Annotated in this window: 3 protein-coding genes and 1 pseudogene; 1 reads left to right on the forward strand and 3 read right to left on the reverse strand. The window is 65.7% G+C overall.

Annotated features, from left to right (window positions below; all coding sequences use genetic code 11):
- Positions 1-412 precede the first annotated feature (412 nt).
- Positions 413-1,605 (reverse strand): IS3 family transposase gene (locus tag ACYVGD_RS15550; protein WP_460744695.1). Its coding sequence is split into 2 segments (ribosomal slippage): positions 413-1,318 and positions 1,321-1,605, totalling 1,191 coding nucleotides; the frame shifts between segments, so codons are not numbered across the junction.
- Positions 1,606-2,152: 547 nt separating this feature from the next.
- Between ACYVGD_RS15550 and ACYVGD_RS15555 the strand changes: the two are divergent.
- Positions 2,153-3,258: pseudogene (locus tag ACYVGD_RS15555) on the forward strand (ISL3 family transposase).
- 320 nt (positions 3,259-3,578) lie between these two features.
- Here ACYVGD_RS15555 and ACYVGD_RS15560 read toward each other — a convergent pair.
- Together ACYVGD_RS15560 and ACYVGD_RS15565 are read right to left on the reverse strand one after the other, a co-directional pair.
- Positions 3,579-10,085 carry an RHS repeat-associated core domain-containing protein gene (locus ACYVGD_RS15560; RefSeq protein WP_460744696.1) on the reverse strand — a complete coding sequence of 2,169 codons (6,507 nt, stop codon included), beginning with the start codon at positions 10,083-10,085 and terminating at the stop codon, positions 3,579-3,581.
- A gap of 152 nt (positions 10,086-10,237) precedes the next feature.
- Positions 10,238-12,004, reverse strand: a complete 1,767-nt coding sequence (locus ACYVGD_RS15565; RefSeq protein ID WP_460744697.1) for a LamG domain-containing protein — start codon at positions 12,002-12,004, stop codon at positions 10,238-10,240.
- Between the last annotated feature and the right edge of the window lie 97 nt (positions 12,005-12,101).

The raw sequence follows: 12,101 nt of genomic DNA on the forward strand, positions 1-12,101 counted from the left end.
CGAGCGTTTGCGTGATCTACTACCGGCCTAGACCATCAGGTGTTGCGAGGACCGCAAGAATCCACCTCGTCGATCCCGGGGCCTGATCGTGCACATCCTGCGACGGTACGCCAGGCAGGAGGTGAACCTGCCCAAGTTGCGGAGATTAGCCGCACTGCCCTGCACCGGACCGAGGCGGCACCCATCCGGGCCAGCCCGGCGACGCATCCCAGCCGTCACCCGCGGGGAGGTTGTCGACCGATACCGCGCTGGGGAGTCGATGGCGGCGATCGCACGCCAGGTCCGGATCAGTGACTACGCCGTGCGCAGGATTCTCATCGGCGCCGGGAAGTTGCACTCAACGCATGGCATCCCGGCAGCGACGGGGACTGCTGCACGATTGGGGCTGCTGCACGATTGGGTGACAGGTGGGTCACGCAGCCTGAGTGGCTGGCGTGGTCATGATTGCTTCGTATTCGACGGGGGTCAATCGTCCGAGGGCGGACTGCCTGCGGCGTCGGTGGTAGCTCCTCTCGATCCAGGTCACGATCGCGATCCGGAGCTCTTCGCGAGTGGCCCAGGCACGGCGGTTGAGGACGTTCTTCTGGAGTAGGGCGAAGAAGCTCTCCATGGCGGCGTTGTCACCCGCGGCGCCGACCCGGCCCATCGATCCGACCATGCCGTGACGGTTGAGTGCACGGACGCATTTTGTGGAACGAAATTGCGATCCTCTGTCCGTGTGGACCACGCATCCGGCCACGTCACCGCGCCGCGCGACGGCATTGTTGAGCGCCGCGACCGCGAGCCGGGACTTCATCCTCGAGTCGATGGAGTAGCCCACGATCCGGTTGGAGTAGACGTCCTTGAACGCGCACATGTAGAGCTTGCCTTCACCGGTCCAGTGCTCCGTGATGTCGCCGACCCAGAGCCGGTTCGGACCCTCCGCGTTGAACTCGTGACGGGTCACGCCGTGCGTGTCAACGAAGGCGCACAGGTCGTCGTGGACCGGCGGGCCGGGTTTGTTCGCCTTGCCCTTGTTGGGCTTGCCGAACACGCTCCACCAGCCGTTGGCGGAGCAGATCCGCCACGCGGTCCGCTCCGCCATCGCTTGGCCGGCATCGCGGGCCTCGTCGACGAGGAACCGATAACCGAACTCCGGGTCGTCGTCGTAGGCGTCGAACAAGGCGTTCGCGCGGTAGGCCTCGACCAGTTCGGCATCGGTGACCGGTTGGGCGAGCCAGCGGTAGTAGGGCTGGCGAGCGATCTTGAGCACCCCGCACGTCACCGAGACGGGGATCCCGTCCTCGGCCAGCTCGCGGACGAGCGGGTACATCATTTTCCCGGAAGGTTCGCCTGCGACAGATAGGCGGCCGCCCTGCGGAGGACTTCCACTTCTTGCTCGAGCAGCCGGTTGCGGCGCTTGAGCTCACGCAGTTCGGCGTTCTGGTCCTCGGTCATCCCAGGCTTCACGCCGTCCTCGACATCGGCGCGGCGCATCCACGAGTTCAACGTGGTCTGGTGGATCCCGAAGTCCTTCGCGATCTGGTCGAGCGGGGTCTTCGGGTCCCGGCTCCTGGCGACACGAACCACGTCGTCACGGAACTCGCGGGGGTAGGGCTTGGGCACAGCGACATCCTCTCAAGCCTGCCCATCGGGCAAGCCAGGTCAGTTGTCACCTATCCGTGCAGCAGTCCCACGCTCGAGGAGATCGCCGCGCTCCGGCAGCGTGGCACCTCCTTGACGAGCATCTGTGCGCAGGTCGGCGTCAGCGAGTCCACATTGAGACTGCTCGTCGCCGCGGATACCCGTGTCTGTCGGCAGCATGCACGCCCATCTGGCCACGATCTTTGAGTGCATGGCACATGAACTCGAGCTCCATCTGAGCCCGAGACTCGACAAGATTGTTCCGATCCGGCGCCCGCGCTCAGATACCTCGCCCATGCGACCATCGATGACGATCTGCAGCTACTTACGTCAGTCTCTGTGGTCAGCCAGTTGATGACCGCCTTGCCTGCTGCAGGGCAGCGACCCCGCCCACGAGCGTAACAGGCTCTTCACAGTTGAGGGTGCAGGGCGTGGGTTGCTGGGGATTGCCGGCGCGTCGGTGCGGGGATAGGGGTCGAGATCTCCCGACGATGGGGGTTCCTAGGCCATCCATCCGAAAGACCTCGACATGTCCGACGCTACCGTGCCGGCAGGTTTCGCTGGCTGTGATCTGACCACGTTCTGCCGACTCGATGAACTCGGGCTGATCGCTACCGGGCAGCGGCTGGAGCCTGATCGGGTGGTGCTGGCCTGCCGGGGGGCCGGGTCTGCGGATGAGCGGTGGTGTCGACGCTGCGGTTGCGAGGGCACCGCACGAGACTCGGTGACCCGGCGGCTGGCGCACGAGCCGCTGGGCTGGCGACCCACCCTGCTGGAGGTCGTGGTGCGTCGCTACCGGTGCACTGAGTGCGGGCATGTGTGGCGCCAAGACACCACCACCGCGGCCGAGCCACGGAAGAAACTGTCGTGGCGCGCGCTGCGGTGGGCGTTGGAAGCGATCGTGATCCAACATCTCACGCCTGCTGGACATGGTTCAGGGTCGCTCCAAGGCCGCGTTCAAGGCCTGGCTCGCCGAGCGTGAGGCGTCTTGGCGTGCGGGGGTGGAGATCGTGGCGATGGACGGGTTCACCGGGTTCAAGACCGCAGCGGTCGAGGAAGTCCCCGACGTGGTGACGGTGATGGATCCCTGCCCCGTGGCCCGGCTCGCCGGCGATGCGCTCGATCATTGCCGCCGCCGGATCCAACTCCAGATCCACGGCCATCGCGGGAGGAAAGGCGACCCGTTGTATGCCGCGCCGGCGCACACTGTGCACCGGCGCGGGCCTGCTCACCGACAAACAAGCCGCCAGGCTGAGCGCGCTGTTCACCGATGACGCCCATGTCGAGGTCGAGGCGACCTGGGCGGTCTACCAGCGGCTGATCGCCGCCTACCGCCACCCAGACCGCCGCCACGGCCGGGAGTTGATGACCCAGGTCATCGAGGCGATCAGCACCGTCGTGCCGAAGGCGCTGGTCGAGATCACCAAGCTCGGCCAGAACCTGACCAAGCGCGCCGCCGACGTGCTGGCCTACTTCGACCACCGCCGGACCAGCAATGGGCCCACCGAAGCCATCAACCCCAGACTCGAACACCTCCGCAGATCCGTCCTCGGCTTCCGCAACCTCACCAACTACATCGCCAGATCCCTGCTGGAGGCCGGCGGCTTCAGACCCCAACTACCTCCTCGATCATGAAGAGCCGGTTTACGATCTCAGCGCCTGCTCAAGATCTTCCAATGCGGAGAAATAGATGCGACAGTCATCGAGTATCTTCTCATCCTCTGAAGTATGGGCAACTAGATGACTTAACCGCTCCCTGAGGTCAGAGAGTCCGCCGTCCGGGGGTCGTCGCACCCGTCCACCATATAGGGCCGACTGGGCGAGCCCAGCGTAGTACCCATCTGCATCAAGAAGATCCATAATCCAGTCAGCCAATGAGTCATCGACGGGCGGTCGTGGGAATGGGAGTCGATCTAATTTTGCTGCTGTTTTTTCGATTCTTTGGATATCCATAATCAGTCCCAGAATGTTACCAGTCGTCCAGATTTCGTCCACAATCCCCCTACGCGGCGAACCCCGCCTCCTGGCAACGCCTGCTTGGTCGAAATCTTTACGCCAGCCGTACCGTCCCTAAGAGTTACCGATTGACCGAGCGATCTATTTTGTGCATAAAACTTCATTGCGTCCTGCGTGTACTGAACGGCTGTTCGACCGTTTCCATGCTTGTTCACATGATACTGAACCGAACGCGTCCGGTTTTCAAACGTGGCCTTGTGCCACGTGTCATTTAAGTACCTCCCGGACGACTGTTTGGAGGCGCCGGTCTTCGCCGAACGCGCTGACGTCGACTTCCTAGTTGCTGACGCAGACTGCGATCTCTTGATAGACCCCTTGACTGCCCTCGAACCGGCCTTGCTGGTGATCGAACCGCCCTTGGCACGCCTGGCACTTGGCTTGGTCGCGCTCTTGCTGCGTCCGGCGTTGCTCGCCTTGGAGCGTGGCGCACCCTTGGTTGCCGGTCCGCGTGACTGCGACTTCGGCGCGCGGGCGCTTGACTTCGGCGCAGCCTTCGCCCCTCCTCGGCGCACCCCGGCACTCCCTTTGGGCACCTTGTTGACCGATTTCGGCCTGAGGGCATTGCGGAGGTTGCGGGCATTTTGGATGGCTGTGGATACATTCGCCTTCACCGCCGCGAGACCAGCCTTAGCGGCAGGCTCCACATACCGAGTAAAGAGCCTCCCGACTACTGGAGCACCCGCCCGCCAGGCCGGCCGCGCCAAAGCCCGCAAGCCCGCCACTATGATCGGCCAGAATTCACCGGTGGGGTCGGGGTTCATGACCGGGTTGGCGCCGCCGTAGTCGTAGGCGTTCCACTGCCGCGGGTTCTCGGGATCAATCACCGGGTCCGGGGAGAGGAACCGGCCCGAGGACGGGTCATAGTCCCGGGCACCGAGGTGCACGATCCCCAGCAAGGGATCATTGGTCCCCTGCACAAAGCCCTTCGTACCTGCCCAGCCACCGGGCGCAGGCCCACGGTCCCCGCCATAGATATGGGTCCGGCGCGTCTGCAGATCACTGGTGGCGTTGTTGACCTGCCAGGTCGCGGTGTTGTTCAGATCCGACCACAGCGTCCGCACATCACCCGAGTTCGGCCCGGTCCGCAACGCGACGGTCTGCCCAGCGTGCTCATAGCTCCGCTCCGCGGTGACCAGGTTGCTGGACCGGTTCAAGGTGAGCTGGGTATGACCCAGATCAAGCCGGGTACTGGTCCCGTCCCGACGGATCAGCTCATCACCATCGTTGTCATAGGCAAAGGCCACGCTCTGGCCCTGCGCGGTCGCGGTGGCCAGCTTCCCCTCGGGATCCCAGGTCAGCTGCTGATCATTCGCACTGGTACCAAGCAAAATCCCGGCCGACGCCGAACGGGCGGTGGTATTGCCATCCGCGTCATAGGACAGGTTCTTGGTCTGGGTGGCCTGCCCCGGTTTGGTGACCTTCTGGGTCAACGGAGCATGCGGGCGTGCCACACCGTCACCTTGTGCCGGATGGTCCCAGGTGCTGAGGGTGTCACCGGCACTGGTGCGGGAGGTTTCGCTCAGCCGGTTACCGGCTTTGTCGAAACTCCAGTCCAGCCAGTACGGCGCAGGTCCACCGAGGCTCGCGGTGCTCGGCGCCGCCGCACAGTCCCCGTTGCCCGGTGTCCAGGCCCGGGTGATGCGCTGCTGGTGGTCGAAGGTGAAGCACTGGTTATCCGCTGGGCTGGCCGCCTGCGGGAAGGTGGTGGTGATCTTGGTGAGTTGCTGGGCGTCGTTGCGGGTGTAATCCACCACCGCATCAGCGTTCGGCACGATCTCGCGATCGAACCGGGACTGGGTCAGTGCACCGGTGGCATCATCATGCCGGTAGGTCGACCACGTTGCCTGACCGACGGTGTTCCCGGTCGCGAGCTGCAGCACCTTCCCATCGGCGGAGTAGACGGTGTTCGACACATAGGCACCGTTGCCGCTGAGCGTTTTCGGCCGACCGATCTCGTCATAGCCGTACTGGATCCGCTCGTAGCTGATGTTCCCGGTGCCGCGCAGCAGCGTGGTCGCCAACGAGCCGTCGGCGTTGTAGGTGTTCTCCACCGGATAGGTCTTCGCCAGCGGCGCCTCGATCCAGTTCGGGATCTGCGGCACGACCGTTTCGGCCTTCAGCACCTGTCCCGCGGCATCGAAGGCGGTGGTGCGGGAGGTGATCTTCTGCCCAGCGATCCAGCGGGAGGATTCGGTGGGCTGGTCCACCTTGACGGTGTCATACACCCATTCGGCACGCAGCGCACCGGTGGCATTCGTGTCACGCAGGCTGGTTTTACGGTCCAGCGCGTCATAGGTCGTGGCCAGGGTCTGGCCCCGGGCGTTGGTATGGGTGAGCTGGTTGCCTTCGGCGTCGAAGGTGGCAGTGGAGCGGCCGGCGTCGGGGTCGTCGGTCTGGATCCGGTTCCCGGCCAGGTCGTAGGTGTAGCGCCACCGGTTCCCGGCGGCATCGATCATCGACACCATCTCATCGCGGGCGTTGTACTCATACCGCACCTCGTCATAGGCGGTGCTGAACGATGGCCCGGTATGGGTCCGGACCGCGACGCTGCGGCCCTGGGTGTCGCTGATCTGGGTGGTCGGCGCCGCCCCGTTGGGTGGGGTGATCCGGGTTTCCAGCCCCTGGTAGCTCGCGGTGGCCGAGTGCTTTGGCACACCGCGTGACAGCAGCGTGGACTTGGTAGCCCGGCCAGCACCGTCGTACTCGACGGTGGTCGCCGAGGGCACCGAACCATCCGGCACCGTGACATAGGTGGTGGAGGGAGCACCGGCTGCGAAGGTTGGGCCCCGCTTGCCGACCTCGAGACCGCGTTCGTCCACGACGATGTCGTTGAGGATCCGGCCCGGGGTGTTGGTGACGATGCCGTTGTTGTCGACCGACTGGCCCAAGGTTTCGGTCTGGGACTGGACGCTGCGGCCGAGACCGTCGATGATCTCCACGCTGGTCCGGTAGCTGGTGCCATTCGGCAGCAACGTCTTGGTGGTGACCGCGTTCGGGCCAGCAGCCCTGGTGGTGTACTCATAGGTTTCGCTGGCCGACTGGGTGGCCCGGTCACGACCCGGTTTCCACACCGCAGTGATCCGGCCGAACTGATCGATCGCAGCCTCGGTGGTCTCCCCGCCCGGCTCGACTTCCTTGACCGGCGTGCCGTGCCGGGGGTCGTAGTCGGTGGTGGTGACATGCGCAGCGAGTGGGCCCGGGCCGTCGGGGTCGGGCGAGGTCACCGTTTCCCGGGTCAGCAATCCTGCACCCGCAGGAGTGTAGGCGGTGGTGGTGGTGCGTCCCAGGGCGTCGGTCTCGCTGACCTCACGGCCGAGCTGGTCGTAGCCGGTCACGGTGGCGGCATAGGTGATCTGGCCATTGGTCACCGTCCCGATCGCCTCTTCGTTGCGGGTGGCGTTCCCGGCACCCACCTGCCCGAACGGCAGACCGTCATAGAAGGTGCGGACGTCCTCGATCACCTGATCGGTGGTCGGAACCGCCGGCCACGCGGCACAAGAGGTCGCCCGGACCTGTTCGCTGCTTTCGGCGTCCTGGACACCCGAGCCGTTGTCGACCGCGTAGGTCTTGCGGGTGCACTGCTCATCACCGGCCACGGCCAGGTCGCCGCGGTCTTCGATCTGGACCGCGCGTCCCTCGGCGTCGTAACTGGTGCGGATCTCCCCGCGGCGCCAGCCGTCGGCCACCGCGGCCTTGGACGCGTGGACCGTCTGGTGCACCGGCTGGGCTTTCCAGCCGCGGCTGTTGGTCGCCCGCGGCGCGGGCAGCGTGAACTCGAAACTCTCCGCGCCGATCACCGGCCCGTTCGGGCCGTTGTAGGTGAGGGTTTCGCGCGGGTTGCCGCGCAGGGCAAGATGGTCGACCGCCGTGGCGCCGTCGGAGGTGGCGACCGTGGCGGTCTTGGTCCCGCCGCCACGGGTGGCTCGGTCGCCGTCCAGGCCGCGGTGGTAGACCGTTTCGCTCTTCAGCGCGGTCGGTGAGTTCGGGTCACCGGTGATGGTGGTGACCTTGCCGTAGCCAACGAACCGGTCCCAGTTACGGTACTCGTCCTTGATGGTGGGATGGTCATTCCACGCCCACGCCGGCTGGCCCTGGTACTGGTAGTGCTTGGTGCTCGACTTCGGCGAGACCCCGGACCGGTCGGTCTCGGTGACCTGGGTGGTGACATAGGTGTGGAACCAGTGTGTGCGGGGCTGATGCCCCGGCGGTGCCCACGCGACCGGGAAGCAGCGGCGTCCGTTGGTCTCCGGCGCCGGCAATGATGCCGGGCTGCAGTCCTTCGGTGAATAGGTCACCACGGTTTCCCCGCCCATCCCGTTCTTGATCCCGGTGATCCGGTACTTCAGGAACGGTCCGGCGACATTGCCCAAGGTGTCCTCGACCCCATCGACGCGGGACTCCATCGCCGTGCCGCTGAACTCGACCGGCGGCTCGGGATTCGCCCCGCCCGGGCCGGCGTGGGTGATCGAGTCCAGCCACAGCGCCGGCGAGGAGCCGTCGTTGGTGGCCGGGAAGCTGTGCTTCAGCGTCCACCGGTCAACCTCCTGCCCCGCAGCGACATTGCGCACCACCGCGAGGCGTTTGCGGGTGAAGAACGTCGGCGAAACCTGGGCACACGTCGCGGTCTCACAGATCTGGTCGAACGGCACATCGGGCCAGCGGCTGGCGTTGGCCGCGGTCAGCGTCGTGCACGGCTCGCTAGCGTTCGGCAGGCAGCGCTCGGCGACATCGAAGTGAACCACCGCCGGGGCAGGCGCATTTTCCGCGCCCGCGCGCAGACCATACTCGATCCGCGACAGGTAACCGCCGCGGGTGTAACTGGTGGTGGCCGCGCCATTGTTGCGGCCGTACTTGTTCGTCTCGGCCCCGTAGTACAAGACCATGGTGTTGCCCTGCGGGTCGATCACCTGGTCGAGGTTCCACCGCCACGCCTGCTGGCACCAACTGTTCGCGTAGCTGGTGGTGTAGCACGGCTCGCCCGGCTGGTTGCCGACCACCGGCACCGTCCAGGTGGACTGGGTAGCCGGGGAAGCGCTGTGAACCTGGCTGCGGCCGAACAGATAGGTGAACCCATCGGAGGTCTTGACCCGCCAGTACTCGCCATTGTCATCACCGCTGCCCGGTGCGCCGTACAGCTTCTCCACCCGGGTGCCGTCATCATCGCGCAGCCGCCAGGTATTGGACGTGCCGTCCTGGACGAGCTCGCCCGAATGGGACCCGAACGACATCACCGCGTTGTCCCCGCCCCAGCACAGATCACCGGTCTTGGCGGTGGTGTTCGAACCGGCAAGATCATCGGCACACCCGCGATAGGCACGCTCGATGAAACCCTGGGACAGATCCCAGCCCTCGCCCACCCAGCTCGGCTGGTTGTTCGTCGACGATGTCTTCCCATCCACTGCGTGCTGGGAATACACCAGATTGGGCTCCGGGTCCAGCTCACCGGCAACCTCGGGCGCCTCCAGCTCCTGCGACCAGGTAAAGTTGCCCGTCGAGTCACCGCCGGACCACTGCCCGGCCGGGCTCAGGCTGGACGCGCCGAACGATCCCTTGTCCCCGCCCGAGTCCGCGGCAACCGCCAGCATCATCGTCCGCGGCGCAGCCGCGGCCTGCAGCGTCATCGACGCCGTGCTGTCGTTCTGGACACTCACCTCGGCCGGATCCTGCCGGGTCTGGCACTGAGGCTGATCGGGGGTGGTGGCCAAACAGGCAGGGACTTCCACCAGCTTGGCACGCGACGCCCAGTCCCCACCGAAGGCCGGCACCGCCCCGGTGTAATCCACCGCGACCTCGAGATCCTGATCGATCCCTTCCGCGGCGGTGACCTCCACCAACATGCCGACCCCTGCCGCCGCCGTGGGCTCCCACGGCAACACCCGCACCTGCACCTTCTTAGAACTCTGGTCTGCGTCGGGGGCCGGACCGCTCGGCCGATCCTGCGTTCCGGGCTGAGCCGATTCCTGCGGCTGCGCAGACGGCGCCGTCTGCGGGTCCGCCGACTCCCCTGCCGTCGGTTGAGGCGACTGCTTTCGCTTCGGCTGGGCAGACTTCGGGCCCTTGGGCGCAACGGACTCGGCGGCTTTCGGCTGGGCAGCGCGCGGCGAGGGGTTCTTCGCTTTCACCGTGACCGGGAGCCCGTTGGCCTTCGCTCCTGCATTGGCGTTGCTGCGCTGGACGCCCGCCTGCTCCAGAGCCGGGTCGTCAAGGGAGATCTCGGCGGTCCCGTTCGGCACCTCCCACCGGCCCGGGTTGTGAGGTTTGGTCGCCTCCCGCGTCTTGTCGGTGGCGAACGCCTGCCGCGCTGGCTCCGCTCCGCTCGATTGACGCTCCGGCGCGACCACCGGCCAGCGGTTCTTGACCCGCGTCTCGGGAGGAGCAGCGTTCGCCATCTGCGGCGGCATCGACAAGGCCGTCGCGACCGCGATCACCACAGCGGTCAGCAGCACACCGACCAGCCGAAGCCCCCACGGAGTGCCCGGACGGCGGAACAGCGGAATCCAAGTAATCACCACGAACTCTTTCTCATACGGGCACGCAGCCGGCCAGGAACAGCGAAACGGGACAACAAGACGGGATCAGGGAGAGAGACGAGCGAGAATCAGTTGGCGGGAGGGGTGCAGGACTGGTTCTCTTCCGGGACCTCTTCTTTGACCCGGTTGATCAACCCCGCATCCAGCGACCCGGCGAAGACGCGCACATCATCGATCACGCCCTTCCACTGGGCCCACGGCCGATCCGGAAAATTCGGAGCCATCCCGATCCCGAGCCACTCACCTTGCGGCAAAACACCGGGCGCGGTCGCCGTGCCCACCTGCTGGCCGTCAACATACAAAGTGACCAGCCGGGCGTCATGCACCCACGTCCCAGTCAGATGGACCCACCGATCGAGCTCGGCTTCCTGACTGCTCTGCGCCCAGGTCTTCGCCGAGTCACCCGGATTGGTGTCCACCCCGGCAGCCCAGCGGACCTTGCCCGCTTCGTCACGGCGCGTGCCCAAGACGAACACACTGCCCGGCCAGCCCTTGACGATCGATACCGCACCGGTGGAGCCGTCCGGACCGGGCGGTGGGAGTTCGGACAGCTTCACCCACGCCGACACCGAGAACGCCGACTGCGTGTTCAGATAGGCCGGGCCCTCCACCGACGGGCGCAGATAGCCATTCGACAGCCGATACGCCCGATCCTGGCAGGCGCGAACGTAATGGCCCTCCGGATCATAGAAATGATGCGCACCCGGGGCGTTCAAGTCCGGGGTCCACGGACCCGAATTGAGATCCATCCGCGCCGGCATCGAATCCGCACCGTTGGAATCGAGCTTGTAACGGTGCACCTCATCCGCAGTGACATTGAACTCATACTCAGTCACCGCGGACTCGTTGCCAGCCCAGTCGATCGCCTTGATCTGGAACCGGACGACCTTGGAGATCTGATTGAACGTCACATCCCACGACATCGGTTGCGGGTTCAGATGCCACATCGCCAAAGGGTCAGCGTTCACATCCGGCACCGGATAGACCTGCTGGATCGTCGGGGTGGTCTGCACCCCCCACACGTACTTCCACACGTCCCGGGACGGTGGTGCAGCCGTCACCCGGACCTTCGTGCCCGAGCGGACCGTAAACTTCCGGTCCCCGGTCGCCTGGGCCCCGGCAAACTGCGCTACAGGCGCCGGCGGTGCCGTGCGATCAACCTGGAACGAGCGGGTGTCGGACCAGCCGGACTGCGCGTGCGGCCACTGAGTCTCGACCGCCTGCCCGGAATACCACCACTGCCCCTCACCCAGACCAGTCGCGACCGAGTTCGAGGACTCGTTACGGACCGGCTGGCCCTCCACGAACCGGCCATCGACATCACCAGGGCGCCGCACGAAGTTGCGGGCCCGGACCTCATCCCCATCGGGATCGCTCACCCACGACCTCAGCGCCACATCCGGGCCACGGGTGAACCCGCCATCCACCATCGGATTCAACCCAACCCACGGCACCGACGGCGTATTCGGCGGCCTGTTGTAGGTCACCCGCAAGAACGGATAGCCCGCCCCGCCCACATGTGAATACTGACGCCAGCCGTCGCGATTGTTCTCATCGGCCGAGCGAAGCCCCAAGGTGATGTCGGGATAGTTGTTCAGCCGGTTCACCAGCCCAGTCGCGTCCCACTCCTGCTCCGAGGGCGGGCACGCGGTGCTGTTGCCCGACGCCAGGCCGGATCGTGCCACCTGCTCCAGCCACGGTGTCTGATTGCCCCACGACATCGTCGGCGAAATCCCACCGGTCCACCACAACTCCACATCGGGCCCATAGGATCCCGCACGGCAATTGAAGTTCGGTGAATGGATCTGCTTGTGCCCAAACGTTGCCGAGGTCACATGCGAACCCCGCCACGGAGCGGTCGAAAACCGGCTCATCCCAATCGAGGGTGGGTCGCGGGGGTGGCGCGTCGGTCTCGGGGTAGGCGTCGAGGTC

The sequence above is a fragment of the Mariniluteicoccus endophyticus genome, assembly GCF_054780035.1.